Here is a 14,565-nt window from a genome sequence, read left to right on the forward strand (position 1 = left end):
GAGACAGGTATGTCGCTCTGGTTAACGCATCCTCTGCTGCTTCCCTCGCTGATCGTCGGCGTCACCATCGTGCTGTGGGCGACGTCGCTGTTGCCGGAATTTATCACCGCGCTGCTGTTCTTTACGGCGGCGATGACCGCCAGAATCGCCCCGCCGGAAGTGATCTTTGGCGGCTTCGCCTCGTCTGCCTTCTGGCTGGTGTTCAGCGGCTTTGTGCTGGGCGTGGCGATTCGGAAAACCGGCCTGGCGGACAGGGCCGCCCGGGCGCTGTCGGCAAAGCTTACCGACTCCTGGGTGCTGATGGTGGCAAGCGTTGTGCTGCTGAGCTATGCCCTGGCATTCGTGATGCCGTCGAACATGGGACGTATTGCGCTGCTGATGCCGATTGTCGCCGCGATGGCGAAGCGGGCCGGCATTCCTGATGGCTCGCGGGCCTGGTTTGGCCTGGCGCTGGCGGTCGGGTTTGGCACCTTCCAGCTCTCGGCCACTATTTTGCCCGCTAACGTGCCAAACCTTGTGATGAGCGGCGCGGCGGAGGGCTCATACGGCATCCACCTCAACTATGTCCCGTATCTGCTGCTGCACACGCCGGTGCTGGGTATTCTCAAAGGCCTGATTCTGATTGGCCTGATCTGCTGGCTGTTCCCCGGCAACCCGAAACCGGCGAAGGATCTCGCGCCATCGGAACCGATGGGGCGTGACGAAAAACGACTCGCCTGGCTGCTGGCGGTGGTGTTGACGATGTGGGTAACGGAGAGCTGGCACGGCGTGGGCCCAGCGTGGACAGGGCTGGCGGCCTCGGTCATCGTTATGCTGCCGCGCATCGGATTTATCACCGGCGAGGAGTTCTCGGCGGGGGTGAATATGCGCACCTGTATTTACGTCGCGGGTATACTCGGGCTGGCCATTACGGTGACGCAGACCGGTATCGGTGCGGCCGTAGGCGAGGCGTTGCTCCATATCATGCCGCTGGATGCAGATCGCCCGTTTACCAGCTTCCTGGCGCTGACGGGGATCACCACGGCGCTCAACTTCATTATGACCGCCAATGGCGTTCCGGCGCTGTACACCACGCTGGCGCAGAGCTTCTCCGACGCGACCGGCTTCCCGCTGCTGTCGGTGATCATGATTCAGGTGCTGGGGTATTCCACGCCGCTGCTGCCGTATCAGGCGTCGCCGATTGTGGTGGCGATGGGCTTAGGGAAAGTGCCTGCGAAGGCGGGGATGCTGCTCTGCCTGGCGCTGGCGATTGCGACGTATCTGGTACTGCTGCCGCTGGATTATTTGTGGTTTAGCGTATTAGGACGTTTGTAGTGGTTTTGTAGGGCGGGTTAGCGAAGCGCCACCCGCCCCAAAGGCAATTACGCCTGCTTAGCCGCTTCTGCCGCTTTAACGATCACCGCGAAAGCGTCTGCTTTCAGGGATGCGCCGCCAACCAGCGCGCCATCGATGTCTGGCTGGGTGAACAGCTCAGCTGCGTTTGATGCGTTAACGGAACCGCCGTACTGGATGATGACCTGCTCAGCCACTTTCGCGTCTGCTTTTGCAATGTGGTCACGGATGAACTTGTGCACCGCCTGTGCCTGCGCTGGAGTTGCAGATTTGCCGGTACCGATCGCCCAGACTGGCTCGTAAGCGATAACCGCGCCTTCGAACGCTGCCGCGCCCTGGGTTTTCAGCACAGCGTCGATCTGACGTGCGCACACTTCTTCGGTTTTACCCGCTTCGTTTTCTGCTTCGGTTTCACCGATGCACAGAACCGGGATCAGACCCTGCTCTTTCAGCACAGCGAATTTCTTCGCGATGAACTCGTCAGATTCTTTGTGGTAGGTGCGACGCTCAGAGTGGCCGATGATGATGTATTTCGCGCCGATGTCTTTCAGCATTTCAGCGGAGGTTTCACCGGTAAACGCGCCAGACAGGTTAACGTCAACGTTCTGCGCGCCCAGAATGATGTGGCTGCCGTCAGCGGCACGTTTAGCCAGATCCAGGTACATATCCGGCGGAGCGATAGCAACCGCGCAGCCGGTCACGCCAGCCAGCTCTTTACGCAGGTTAGCAACCAGTTCGTTTACCATGTGGCGGCTGCCGTTCAGTTTCCAGTTACCCATCACTAAAGGATGTCGCATTTCAATTCTCCACGCTCAATAAGCGAATTAAGGAATATGGCCGCCCTTAAGGGCAGCATGGTCTGTGAATCAGTATAGAGATTTTCCCTCGAAAGGCTTTGCTTTTTGTCATTAATTCGCCCCCTCGAGTGCGTCTGATAGGGCCAGCTTAATCGGTTCAACCGCGAAGGTCAGCCCCTTTTCGCCGTTATCTGCGACGACATAGCGAACGGCACCTTCCGTATCGGCGTAATAGCGTTTGTTTTTCCCGGCGGTAAGCAGTTTTTGCAGCTTTTGCTGGCTTTGCGCTTTCGTGAAGGTGGGGGTAAAGGCGCGCAGAATAGCGCTCATATACTCCAGCGCTTTCGCTTTCGCCGCTTTCTGCTCTGGGCCCTGAATCGGCAGCCAGGTGATCTGCATGCTTTTGATTTTTAACGTTCCGCGCTCAAGGGCAGTGGAAGCATATAGATTCTCGTTAATTTTGCTGGCAGCGCGGGTCAGGGTTGGCGTATCGCGGGCACCGTCAATCGCACGGAACTCCCCCAGCGCAAGCGAGGGGTTTTCTTTATTGAAGGCTTCGCGGAACTGGCTGATAGATTGATCGAAAGAGGGGGCGCCCGCCAGAAGGTAGGGGGCGGTGACCGGGGAAGCCGGTTCCGCGGCGTGCAGAGAAAAACTGGCGCTCAGCATCGCTAAACACAAATAAAGAGAGTGTGCCGAACTTTTCATCAACATTGCCCCTGGCCGTTATTGCCCATGATTAAAACGATATCTGGTCGGCTTGTCAAAAGGTCACAACTCCAGGGTAAAATGCGGGCTAAACAATAATAAGGAACCTTACATGACCATACAGCAGTGGTTGTTTTCATTCAAAGGGCGTATTGGACGCCGTGACTTCTGGATCTGGATGGCAGCGTGGGTTGTCGCCATGCTGCTTCTGTTTTTTGTCGCCTATAACGCCTGGCTGAGCACGCAAACTGCGGCTTTTGCGCTGGTCTGTTTACTGTGGCCAACCGCCGCCGTGGTGGTGAAACGTCTGCACGATCGCGGTCGCTCCGGCGCTTGGGCTTTTCTGATTATTCTGGCGTGGATGCTGGTGGCGGGGAACTGGTCAATGCTGCCCTCCATCCTCCCGTGGGTGGTGGGCAGACTGCTGCCGACGGTTATCTTTGTGATGATGGTTGTCGAACTGGGCGCGTTTATCGGCACCCAGAGCGAGAACAAATACGGAAAAGATACCCTTGAGGTGAAGTACCGCTGATCACCAGTAGTGTTCGGCGGTCATATGGCCCGGTCGGCGGCGAAGGTGTTTCGTCATCTGCCGGGTATCCTTCAGCAGTTGCTGCGTATCGCGCACCATCTGCGGATTACCGCACAGCATCACATGGCTGGTTTCGGTATTCATCGGTAAACCCACCGCCTCTTCCAGCGCGCCGCTTTCAATCAACGCCGGAACGCGGCCGGTTAACGAGCCAGCTGCGGTTTCGCGGCTGACCACCGTCTGAATTTTTAACTTCCCGCCATATCGCTGTTCCAGCGCCTGCATCTGCGGCAAATAGCTCAGGTCTGCGGCGTAGCGCGCGGCGTGGACCAGCACGATATTCTTAAAGCGCTCCAGATCTTTGCCGTACTCCAGGATAGAGAGATACGGGCCGATGGCCGTGCCGGTCGCCAGCATCCAGAGCGTGTCACAGTCGGGGATTTCATCCAGCACGAAGAACCCCGCCGCGTCGGAGACAATCTGCACCTCATCGCCCGGCTTCAGCGCGGCGAGGCGCGGGCTGAGCTTACCGTCCGGAACGGTGACCAGGTAGAACTCGAGATCCGGGTTATCAGGCGCGTTAACGTAAGAGTAGGCGCGCTGTACGCGTTCACCGTCGATATCCAGCCCGAGCTTGGCAAACTGCCCGGCGGTAAACGGATGAACGGGCGCGTGCAGCGTGAGGCTAAATAGCGCATCGGTCCAGAACTGTACCTTTGTGACTTTACCTGTTACCCAGTCCGCCATGATCTTCTCCTGTGCTGTTTCTCTCTTCTATCTTCCGTACTTGTGGGAAACATTTCCAGCCCATTCGGGCCGGAAAGCTCTATCGATCAAACGGTTTTACAGAATGTGCGTCTGTACGTCCGGGTCTTTGCGGTCGAGATAATGAATGGACTGAATGCGGCGAATGGTGCGGGATTTGCCGCGGATCAGCAGGGTTTCAGTGGTGGCCATGTTTCCCTTGCGGGTGATGCCATCCAGCAGATCGCCTTTGGTGATGCCGGTTGCGGAGAAGACCACGTTATCGCTGCGAGCCATCTCGTTCAGCGCGAGCACTTTATTGGCCTCGATGCCCATCGCCGCACAGCGCGCCAGTTCGTCTTCACCAATGCGAAGGTTCTCGTCGCTGTCGCCTTTGACCTCATGGCGTGGCAGCAGACGCGCCTGCATATCGCCGTCCAGCGCGCGGATCACTGCCGCAGAGACCACACCTTCCGGCGCGCCGCCGATGCCGTAAAGCACGTCGACCTCGCTGTCCGGCATGCAGGTCAGAATAGAGGCGGCAACGTCGCCATCAGGAATGGCAAATACGCGCACGCCGAGTGCTTGCAGATAAGCGATGGTGGCGTCGTGGCGCGGTTTCGCCAGGATGGTCACGGTGAGTTCGTTGAGCGGTTTACCCAGCGCCGCTGCGATATTGCGCAGGTTGGCATCCAGCGGCAGGCTAAGGTCGATAGCGCCTTTAGCACCAGGACCGACAATCAGCTTTTCCATGTACATATCTGGCGCGTTGAGGAAGCAGCCCTTATCGCCCACTGCCAGCACCGCCAGCGCGTTGGCCTGGCCCATCGCCGTCATGCGCGTGCCTTCGATCGGGTCGACCGCGATATCCACCGCATCGCCTTTGCCCGTCCCGACTTTTTCACCGATGTAGAGCATCGGGGCTTCGTCGATTTCGCCTTCGCCAATGACGATAGTGCCATCGATATTGACCTGATTAAGCACAATGCGCATGGCGTGGACGGCTGCGCCGTCTGCGGTATTTTTGTCGCCACGGCCCAGCCACTTGTAGCCTGCGAGGGCGGCAGCTTCGGTGACGCGGGAAAACTCGATAGCAAGTTCACGTTTCATGAGGTACTCGTACAATCAAAAGGAATTGCACGAAGTTTATCACAGAGTGGGGAGGGGTGTTTTAAGTCCCCTCGCCCCTTTGGGGAGAGGGTTAGGGTGAGGGGTGAGTCTGTCTTACTCGTCGTGCTCTTCCCATGCCAGGGCACGTTTCACCGCTTTCTTCCAGCCGCTGTAGCGGTAGTTGCGCTCGGTGGTTTCGATGCCTGGACGGAATTCGCGTTCGATCACCGCTTTTTCCTGAAGCTCGTCAAGGTTTTGCCAGAAGCCAACCGCCAGACCTGCCAGATACGCCGCGCCCAGCGCCGTTACTTCTCGCACCTCAGGACGTTCAACGCGGGTACCCAGAATGTCGGACTGGAACTGCATCAGGAAGTTGTTGGCTACCGCACCGCCGTCCACGCGCAGGGCGTGCAGACGAATGCCGGAGTCCGCCTGCATCGCTTCCAGCACGTCGCGCGTCTGGTAGGCGATAGATTCCAGGGTCGCACGAATAATGTGGTTTGAGTTCACACCGCGCGTCAGGCCGAAAATCGCGCCGCGGGCGTACGGATCCCAGTACGGTGCGCCTAGACCGGTAAACGCTGGCACCACGTATACGCCGTTGGTGTCTTTCACTTTGGTCGCGAAGTATTCGGAGTCAAACGCATCGCTGATCAGCTTCATCTCGTCGCGCAGCCACTGAATGGAGGCACCCGCCATGAATACCGCCCCTTCCAGGGCATAGTTCACTTCACCGCGTGGGCCGCAGGCGATGGTGGTCAGCAGACCGTTTTCTGATTTCACCGCTTTCTCGCCGGTGTTCATGAGCATAAAGCAGCCGGTGCCGTAAGTGTTCTTCGCCAACCCTTCCTTGACGCACAGCTGGCCGAACAGCGCCGCCTGCTGGTCACCGGCAATACCGGCGATAGGAATACGGGTGCCGCCTTTACCGCCGATGTTGGTCTGGCCGTAAACTTCTGAAGATTTGCGCACGTCTGGCAGCATCGCACGCGGAATGTCCAGCGCGTCCAGCATCTTGTCATCCCACTCCAGAGTGTTGATGTTGAACAGCATGGTGCGCGAGGCGTTGGTGTAGTCGGTGACGTGAACGCGTCCCTGAGTCATCTTCCAGATAAGCCAGGTATCGACGGTGCCAAACAGCAGCTCGCCGCGTCGTGCACGTTCGCGTGAACCTTCCACGTGATCGAGGATCCACTTCACTTTGGTGCCGGAGAAATACGGGTCAATGACCAGACCGGTTGTACTGCGCACGTACTCTTCCATTCCGTCGCGCTTCAGTTTTTCGCAGATCTCTGAGGTGCGGCGGCACTGCCAGACAATGGCGTTGTAGATGGGCTTACCGGTTTCGCGCTCCCAGACAACGGTGGTTTCACGCTGGTTGGTGATACCGATAGCGGCAATCTCGTCAGAACTGATGTCGGCTTTCGCCAGCACTTCCACCAGCGTGGAGCTTTGTGATGCCCAGATCTCCATCGGGTCGTGTTCAACCCAGCCTGGACGCGGATAGATTTGCTCAAATTCGCGTTGAGACACGCTGACAATGTTCGCGTCATGATCCATTACGACAGCGCGGGAGCTGGTAGTGCCCTGGTCGAGCGCAACGATATATTTTTTTTCGGTCATGGTATGTGTCCCGTAGTCAGATTACAGCGAAGCTTTTTGTTGTGTGGTGGAAGTCGACTCTTTTTCCTCTTCCACACAGGTGTCGCACGGTAAGTGGCGACCAATTAATTTGCGATAGCCGAATGCGCCCAGCGCCGCCCCTACGATTGGCCCGAACAGCGGAACCAGGAAGTAAGGAATGTCTTTGCCGCCGGTAAAGGCGACATCGCCCCATCCTGCAAAGAAGGCGAAGGTTTTTGGACCCAGGTCACGCGCCGGATTCATCGCAAAGCCGGTCAGCGGACCCATGGATGCGCCAATTACCGCAATCAGAAGGCCAATCAAAAGTGGTGCCAGCGGGCCGCGCGGAATGCCGTTTCCGTCGTCGCCCAGCGCCATAATGACGCCCATCAGAATAGCGGTAATCACCATTTCAACTGCGAACGCCTGCACAAAATTAATATGCGGATTCGGATACGTTGAGAAAATGCCTGCCAGATCCAGACTTTCGACACTGCCACGCACCATATGATGCGTCTGTTCGAAGTCGGTGAAAAGATTGTAATAAAGCCCGTAAACTAACGCCGCTGCGCAAAAGGCGCCGGCAAATTGTGAAATGATGAAAGGGACAACTTTGCGTCCGTCAAAGCACGCGAATAGCCACAACGCGATGGTCACCGCCGGGTTAAGATGTGCGCCGGAAACCCCTGCGGTCAGGTAGATGGCCATCGCCACGCCCAAACCCCAGATAATACTGATTTCCCACTGACCAAAACTGGCACCTGCCACTTTCAGTGCAGCGACACAGCCTACTCCGAAGAATATCAACAACCCGGTACCCAGGAACTCGGCAATGCACTGGCCTTTTAAGGTTGATGTCTGACTCATAATCGGAATCCTGCAAAAGAGTAATGTTTATTGTTTGCGTGACCGCCCGTGACAGCCACGATGCCCTGTAGACATAGTGTTAATTTATCGTTAACGAGCACAAACGAGAAGTATCGAAATCAAAATGTGTGGTCTGTGTCAATAAAATGAGCGTTTTCGCGCCATAAAGCGCGTTTTTGCATCAACGGTATAATGTGAGCTGAATCATTTCATTAACTAAAGAGTTAACAATTTAGGGGTATATACCGCGAACGCACCAGGACCAGACCTAAAAGTGTTGCAAACCGCGATCTGCGCGGTGTGTCGCTGGACACAGAGCGCCGCGCTCCATACAATCGACGGTATATGTCGTGCGCGTTTACGTTAAAGCGTCGCCTTGCAATTCAGGAGAGGTAGCATCATGTCTTTAGAAGTGTTTGAGAAACTGGAATCGAAAGTACAGCAGGCGATCGACACCATCACCCTGCTGCAGATGGAAATTGAAGAGCTGAAAGAGAAAAACAACTCCCTGTCCCAGGAAGTTCAGAATGCTCAGCACAGCCGTGAAGAACTGGAGCGCGAAAACAACCAGCTGCGCGAACAGCAGAACGGCTGGCAGGATCGCCTGCAGGCACTGCTGGGACGTATGGAAGAAGTTTAATTCCGGTGGGGTTAACTGATTAGGCCGGGTAAGGCGAAGCCGCCACCCGGCTTTTTTATGGTTTTCGCTAACCGATATCAAACCATAAAAAAGGCCGCCTGAGGCGGCCTTAACGCTACTTGTCCTGCGCTGTCGTAGCAAAAGCAACAAACCCAACAGGTTCATCGCTCTTTACAACGAGTACGCTGGCGACAATGAACGCGATACATAAATAGCGTTTCATTATGCGGTCCCTGCAGCTAACCGCTCCACCGTTCACCACCGGTGATAAGTCGGTGGACACAAGCCCGGTTAAAGGTTGCTTTACGGTGGTGAATACACCTTTCCCTTGACCGATGCCCATTTGCGAGATGGCGGAAAGGGACACAGCATCATAATGAGCAACAGCTGCGGAGTTAAGGTTCCCACACATAATTAGGAATTCATAAAGGGTCGACAGGGGTTACCTGAGGAATGAATCAGGGTAAGATAAAAATCCTGGTTAAAGGTTGCAATATCACCCAACGGACCGCGAATCCCGAGGGACAAAAAAACCGCCACATTGCTGTTGGCGGTTTTTTTATGCATCTCGCTTACCGATTAACTACTCAATGTCCAGCGCATCCTCGGAAAGGATAATGCCGGTATTGTCAGCATAAAGGTGGTCGCCCGAGAAGAAGGTCACGCCGCCGAAATTGACGCGCACGTCGCTTTCGCCGATGCCGTCGCCCGCTGCGCCTACCGGTATGGCCGCGATGGCCTGAATCCCGATATCCAGGTCTTCGAGATCGTCCACCTGACGCACGGAGCCGTACACCACAATGCCTTCCCACTCGTTCTGGACGGCAATTCCCGCCAGTTCAGCATCAATCAATGCACGGCGCACGGAACCGCCGCCGTCGACCACCAGAACGCGGCCACGGCCGTTCTCTTCGAGCAGATCGTACAGCAACCCGTTGTCCTCGAAACATTTCACCGTGATGATTTGTCCGCCAAACGACGACCGTCCACCAAAGTTGGAGAACAGGGGTTCAACGACGTTGACATCTTCCTGGTAGATGTCACAAAGCTCGGAGGTATCGTATTTCATAGGTTTAACGCTCTGTTGCTGCGAATGTGTTCAGTATATCGTGCGAAATGCCTTGTTGGCAAAATCATCAATTGTTAATTGATATTTGTCAGCTAACTCAGCGTCTGGCTTAAAACAATCCCGATGACGAACAGCAGGTTAGTCAGCAACGCGCCTTTTACCGTGCGCTCCAGCATCGGCGGCATGGCAGCCGGGCTGAGTTCACGCATGACATAGCGGGCCTGCTTAACCAGCAGCGGTGCGGCGAGCACAAACAGCCAGCCCCACAGGCTGTGCAGAGAGATCAGATTGAACAGTGCCAGGCAGACCAGCGCGCCGATGAGCAGGCAGGCGTGATAGCGGCGGGCATTCACCGGGCCCAGACGCACGGCCAGCGTGTTCTTACCGTTCTCACGGTCGCTGTCGATGTCGCGCAGGTTATTGATATTCAGCACCGCCGTCGCCAGCAGACCGCAGGCGGTCGCGGGCAGGAACAGGGCGGGGATCACCGTATGCGCCTGCAAGTACCAGCTTCCCATGACGCTCAGCCAGCCGAAGAACACCAGTACGGAGATGTCGCCCAGACCAATATACCCGTAAGGACGCGTCCCGACGGTATAGGTAATTGCTGCAATAATGGCGAGCAAGCCCAGCACCAGGAAGCCAATGAAATCGCTGGTGGTTTTCGAGGCGACCGTCACCAGCGCCAGGCCGGACAGGCAAATCAACACCACGGTGATAATCAGTGCCCGCTTCATCTGTGCCTGGGTAATTACCCCTTTTTGCATCCCGCGCAGCGGCCCGATACGATCAGGTTTATCGCTGCCTTTTACCGCATCGCCGTAATCATTGGCGAGATTAGAGAGGATTTGCAGTAGCCCGGCGGTGACAAGCGCCAGACTAGCCACCAGGGGATCGAAATGCCCCTGCCACCAGGCAAGTGCGGTACCGACGATAATGGCGGCAAAAGCCAGAGGAAGCGTTTTTGGACGCAGACTTTCGAGCCACGCCTGCGTACGGCTGATATCAGTCATAGTTATTTAGCCAATAAAAATGGGGGCCATAGCCCCCATCAACAGTGATGAAAATGCATTGAACGCGATTATAGAATAAAACGGCTCAGATCTTCATCTGCCACTAACGCATCCAGGTGTTTGCCCACATACTCTGCGTCAATGGTAATGGTTTGACCGTTAAGGTCGCTCGCATCGTAAGAGATATCTTCCACCAGGCGTTCCAGCACGGTGTGCAGACGACGCGCACCGATGTTTTCGGTGGTTTCGTTGACCTGCCATGCGGCCTGAGCGATGCGTTTGATCCCATCGTCGGTGAACTCGATATTCACGCCTTCGGTCGCCATCAACGCTTTGTACTGTACGGTCACAGAAGCGTTTGGCTCAGTCAGGATACGTTCGAAATCTTCAGTGGTCAGCGCCTGCAGCTCAACGCGGATTGGCAGACGACCCTGCAGTTCCGGAATGAGATCGGATGGGCTGGCAACCTGAAACGCACCTGACGCGATAAACAGAATGTGGTCAGTTTTCACCATGCCGTGCTTGGTAGAGACGGTGCAACCTTCCACCAGCGGCAGCAGGTCGCGCTGAACGCCTTCGCGGGAAACATCCGGGCCGGAGCTGTTGCCGCCGCGCTTACAGATTTTGTCGATTTCGTCGATAAACACGATACCGTGCTGCTCAACCGCGTCGATAGCGTCCTGTTTCAGCTCTTCCGGGTTAACCAGCTTCGCGGCTTCTTCTTCAATCAGCAGCTTCATCGCGTCTTTGATTTTCAGCTTACGCGCTTTCTGCTTCTGCCCGCCCAGGTTCTGGAACATGGACTGCAACTGGCTGGTCATCTCTTCCATGCCCGGAGGGGCCATGATTTCCACGCCCATTGGCGCGGCAGCGAGATCGATCTCAATCTCTTTGTCGTCCAGCTCGCCTTCGCGCAGTTTTTTGCGGAATGCCTGACGCGCAGCAGAAGGTTCAGGCTGCTGTTCAGCCTGTCCCCAGTTATTTTTTGCCGGTGGGATCAGCACGTCGAGAATACGCTCTTCGGCCATCTCTTCGGCGCGATAGCGGTTTTTCTCAATCGCCTGGACACGCACCATCTTAATCGCTGAATCGGTCAGATCGCGGATGATGGAGTCCACTTCTTTACCCACATAGCCCACTTCGGTGAACTTGGTGGCTTCAACTTTGATGAACGGCGCGTTAGCCAGTTTGGCCAGACGACGAGCGATTTCGGTTTTACCCACCCCGGTCGGGCCGATCATCAGAATATTTTTTGGTGTCACTTCGTGGCGGAGCTCTTCGTCGAGCTGCATGCGACGCCAGCGGTTACGTAGTGCGATAGCCACGGAGCGCTTGGCGTTGTCCTGGCCGATAATGTGTTTGTTCAGTTCGCTGACAATTTCGCGTGGGGTCATTTCAGACATGGGCGATCCTTACGCTTTGGAGGTCAATTCTTCGATGGTGTGATTGTGGTTGGTATAGATGCAGATATCACCTGCAATATCCAACGCTTTCACCGCGATATCGCGCGCGTTCATGTCGGTATTTTCCAACAGCGCACGGGCTGCGGCCTGGGCGTACGGGCCGCCAGAGCCGATGGCAATCAGGTCGTTTTCAGGCTGAACCACGTCGCCGTTACCGGTGATGATCAGCGAGGCGTTTTCGTCAGCCACGGCCAGCAGTGCTTCGAGCTTGCGCAGCATGCGGTCGGTACGCCAGTCTTTTGCCAGCTCAACGGCGGCTTTCACCAGATGACCCTGATGCATTTCCAGTTTGCGTTCAAACAGTTCAAACAGCGTGAAGGCATCAGCCGTGCCGCCTGCGAAACCGGCGATCACTTTGTCGTTATAAAGACGACGTACTTTCTTCACGTTGCCTTTCATGACGGTATTACCCAGCGTGGCCTGGCCATCACCGGCAATTACCACCTGGCCGTTACGGCGTACACTTACTATTGTTGTCACGAGCAGACCCCCTGGTTACAGATTCGGGAAACAGAAGCCCTGAGCCTGTGCTCAGGGCTGAATTAAATGATAGATGGGGGGGATTTTGGGGGTTTCAACCCCCGGAGGCGAGTCGAATGCAGTTTGTGTGGCCAGCCACTTTCAAACGGGAAATAGTGCCGTCTGCGTTTTCTTTGCCTTTGACCGGTCCAATCACCACGCGATTCCAGCCGTTATTGGTGGTAATGCGTGAGTCAAATCCTTCAAATGCCAGCTGAGCTCGCACCGTTTCTGCCTGCTCAGCGCCTTTAAACGAACCGCACTGAACCATCCAGCGGCGTTCATCTTTTTTCTCAGCCGTCTGCTTTGGTGCCTCGGTCTCTTTAGTGACCGGCGCAGCCTGCTGCGTTTTTGGCTGTTGCGCAGTGGTATGTGCAGGCGTCTGCAACAGATCCTGATACGGCTGTGCTGTTTGCTTCTGCGGCTGGGCTTTCGGCTGCTGCTGAACAGGCTGCGTTTGTACAGTACGCGTCTGCTGCTGCGGTTGTGTACGCGGCTGTTGTACCGGCTGCGTCTGCGTCCACTGCTGCTGTTGCGTTTGCTGCTGTGCCTGACGCTGGCGCTGCAACGTTTGCTGACGCTGCGCCGGGGTTTGTTCGTTCCACGGTACTTCGTTCAGTTGCGTAGGCTGCTGGCGCATGTCCGCCTGCATCTGAGCGAGCAACTGGCGCTGTTCGTCCGTCAGCTGATCGGCATTCTTCACTTCACCCCCGGCAGAAGGCTCGGTAGGCGCACGTACGCCAGGCTGGCGGCTTTCCAGCTCTTTAATGTAGCGCCAGCGCTCTTCAGGCTTCGGAGGAAGGCCGTTGCCGACGACCTTGTTACCCTGAAGGGCTTCAGACTCTTCTTTTTTATGATGCGTAATGAAGTAGAGGCCGCCAATAAAGGCCACCAGCACAGCCGCAGCAATGGCGACCATGGCTGGGGAGACAGCAGACAGGCTACGTTGCTTGCTTTTTGAACTACTCTTTTTGCGTCGCGAAGGTGCCGGCTGGCCGCGACGTACATAATCTCGTTGTGCCACTATCGTTTCGCTGTATTTATTCGTTCGTCAGCCCGCCATGTTACTTAAGCGACGGGGCTTTGACCAGATAAGGGTGTCGAAAGGTATTTACTTTAAGTTAATGCCTGGGTAGAGCCGCGCACAATCAGCTCACAATCCAGTAGTCGTGACCCACTGCTAACTGTTTGACCGTGCAGCTGATCCAGCAAAAGCAGCATCGCTTCCCGGCCAATGTCATACCGCGGCTGCGAAACAGTCGAAAGCGGCGGATCGCAAAACTCCGAAAGCGAAATATTATCAAAACCGATTATCGACAGGTCCTTTGGCACGCGCAGGCCGTGACGTTTGGCGTAGGATAACGCCCCCAGCGCCATCACGTCGCTGTGGCAGAAGACCGCGGTAGGCGGTTCTGGTAAGGCAAGCAATTTTTCCAGCGCCTGCCCGCCCGCTTCAAAGGTGAAATCACCGCGCGCAATGTAGTGCGGATCGACAACAGCCCCGGTACGGCGAAGCGCCTGAACGTAGCCCTGCAACCGGTAATGACACAGCGGCATCTCTTCTGGTCCGGCAATACAACCGATACGCTTATGCCCCAGCTCCTGAAGATAGTTCACGGCGTTGAACGCAGCGGTGAGGTTATCGATATGAACGGTCGGCAGCTCCAGCTCCGGCGCGAATTCGTTCGCCATGACCATTGGCGGTAAATTGCGCTGTTCTTCAATGCTGGCATCAAACGGCAGGCGTGAGCCAAGCAGCAGCATGCCATCAATCTGCTTGGTGATGATCAGGTCGATGAACGTTTTTTCCTGCTGGTTCTGGTGGGCACAATCACCAATCAGCACCAGATAGCCCTGGGCGGCGGCCGTGACCTCAATGCCGCGGATGATTTCGCTGAAGAAGGGATCGCAGATGTCCGGCACGATCACCAGGATGGTGCGGGATTCGTTGCGTTTAACGTTGCGCCCCATGGCTTGCGGGAAATAACCGACCTCAAGCGCCGCCTTTTCAACCCGGTTTCGGGTCGCCTGGGAGACTTTGTCAGGGTTCATCAATGCGCGGGACACGGTTGCTGTTGAGACTTGTGCTTTCTCGGCAACGTCTTTCATGGTCGCCGAGGCAACCTCTTTCCTGGACTTCAACGTCTT

General features: G+C 56.1%; 15 protein-coding genes. 3 read left to right on the forward strand and 12 right to left on the reverse strand.

Annotated elements, in window-relative coordinates; genetic code table 11:
- Positions 1-9: 9 nt before the first annotated feature.
- Positions 10-1,314, forward strand: coding sequence for an SLC13 family permease (locus L350_RS01370; RefSeq protein WP_032103451.1), 1,305 nt, complete (start codon positions 10-12; stop codon positions 1,312-1,314).
- Positions 1,315-1,361: 47 nt separating this feature from the next.
- Here the strand turns inward: L350_RS01370 and tpiA are convergent, their stop codons facing one another.
- Together tpiA and L350_RS01360 are read right to left on the reverse strand one after the other, a co-directional pair.
- Positions 1,362-2,129 (reverse strand): triose-phosphate isomerase, encoded by a 768-nt coding sequence (tpiA, locus tag L350_RS01365; protein WP_003862019.1) that lies wholly within the window; start codon positions 2,127-2,129, stop codon positions 1,362-1,364.
- Positions 2,130-2,240: 111 nt separating this feature from the next.
- Positions 2,241-2,837, reverse strand: a complete 597-nt coding sequence (locus L350_RS01360; protein ID WP_022649805.1) for a DUF1454 family protein — start codon at positions 2,835-2,837, stop codon at positions 2,241-2,243.
- 112 nt (positions 2,838-2,949) lie between these two features.
- Here L350_RS01360 and L350_RS01355 point away from each other — a divergent pair, with 112 nt between their 5' ends.
- Positions 2,950-3,369: a DUF805 domain-containing protein gene (locus L350_RS01355; protein ID WP_022649804.1), complete on the forward strand. Its 420-nt coding sequence runs from the start codon at positions 2,950-2,952 to the stop codon at positions 3,367-3,369.
- On the opposite strand, the gene fpr is transcribed toward L350_RS01355, so the two are convergent.
- The 4 genes from fpr to L350_RS01335 form a co-directional block, all read right to left on the reverse strand.
- Complete coding sequence (fpr, locus tag L350_RS01350) at positions 3,370-4,116, reverse strand: ferredoxin--NADP(+) reductase (protein ID WP_022649803.1); 747 nt, start codon at positions 4,114-4,116, stop codon at positions 3,370-3,372.
- Positions 4,117-4,212: 96 nt separating this feature from the next.
- Entirely contained in the window at positions 4,213-5,223 is a 1,011-nt protein-coding gene (gene glpX / locus L350_RS01345; RefSeq protein ID WP_023307187.1) for a class II fructose-bisphosphatase, read from the reverse strand.
- Between the two features lie 114 nt (positions 5,224-5,337).
- A complete protein-coding gene (glpK, locus tag L350_RS01340; protein ID WP_032626949.1) occupies positions 5,338-6,846 on the reverse strand; it encodes a glycerol kinase GlpK in 1,509 nt (502 codons plus the stop codon).
- 21 nt (positions 6,847-6,867) lie between these two features.
- Positions 6,868-7,713, reverse strand: coding sequence for an MIP/aquaporin family protein (locus tag L350_RS01335; RefSeq protein ID WP_022649800.1), 846 nt, complete (start codon positions 7,711-7,713; stop codon positions 6,868-6,870).
- Between the two features lie 400 nt (positions 7,714-8,113).
- Here L350_RS01335 and zapB point away from each other — a divergent pair, with 400 nt between their 5' ends.
- Positions 8,114-8,353: a septal ring assembly protein ZapB gene (zapB, locus tag L350_RS01330; RefSeq protein ID WP_022649799.1), complete on the forward strand. Its 240-nt coding sequence runs from the start codon at positions 8,114-8,116 to the stop codon at positions 8,351-8,353.
- Positions 8,354-8,936: 583 nt separating this feature from the next.
- Here the strand turns inward: zapB and rraA are convergent.
- The 6 genes from rraA to cytR all read right to left on the reverse strand — a co-directional run bounded on the left by rraA (position 8,937) and on the right by cytR (position 14,559).
- Positions 8,937-9,422 (reverse strand): ribonuclease E activity regulator RraA, encoded by a 486-nt coding sequence (rraA, locus tag L350_RS01325; RefSeq protein WP_015569946.1) that lies wholly within the window; start codon positions 9,420-9,422, stop codon positions 8,937-8,939.
- A 92-nt stretch (positions 9,423-9,514) separates the two neighbouring features.
- Positions 9,515-10,441 carry a 1,4-dihydroxy-2-naphthoate polyprenyltransferase gene (gene menA, locus L350_RS01320; RefSeq protein ID WP_115504208.1) on the reverse strand — a complete coding sequence of 309 codons (927 nt, stop codon included), beginning with the start codon at positions 10,439-10,441 and terminating at the stop codon, positions 9,515-9,517.
- A gap of 62 nt (positions 10,442-10,503) precedes the next feature.
- Positions 10,504-11,838 (reverse strand): HslU--HslV peptidase ATPase subunit, encoded by a 1,335-nt coding sequence (gene hslU, locus L350_RS01315; protein ID WP_022649796.1) that lies wholly within the window; start codon positions 11,836-11,838, stop codon positions 10,504-10,506.
- Positions 11,839-11,847: 9 nt separating this feature from the next.
- Positions 11,848-12,378 (reverse strand): ATP-dependent protease subunit HslV, encoded by a 531-nt coding sequence (hslV, locus tag L350_RS01310; protein ID WP_022649795.1) that lies wholly within the window; start codon positions 12,376-12,378, stop codon positions 11,848-11,850.
- 94 nt (positions 12,379-12,472) lie between these two features.
- Positions 12,473-13,441 (reverse strand): cell division protein FtsN, encoded by a 969-nt coding sequence (gene ftsN, locus L350_RS01305; protein WP_017383099.1) that lies wholly within the window; start codon positions 13,439-13,441, stop codon positions 12,473-12,475.
- Positions 13,442-13,533: 92 nt separating this feature from the next.
- On the reverse strand, positions 13,534-14,559 hold the full coding sequence (gene cytR / locus L350_RS01300) for a DNA-binding transcriptional regulator CytR (RefSeq protein ID WP_022649794.1): 1,026 nt from the start codon (positions 14,557-14,559) through the stop codon (positions 13,534-13,536).
- Positions 14,560-14,565: the final 6 nt, after the last annotated feature.

The organism is Enterobacter sp. MGH 4, from assembly GCF_000534735.1.
GTDB lineage: Bacteria > Pseudomonadota > Gammaproteobacteria > Enterobacterales > Enterobacteriaceae > Enterobacter > Enterobacter intestinihominis.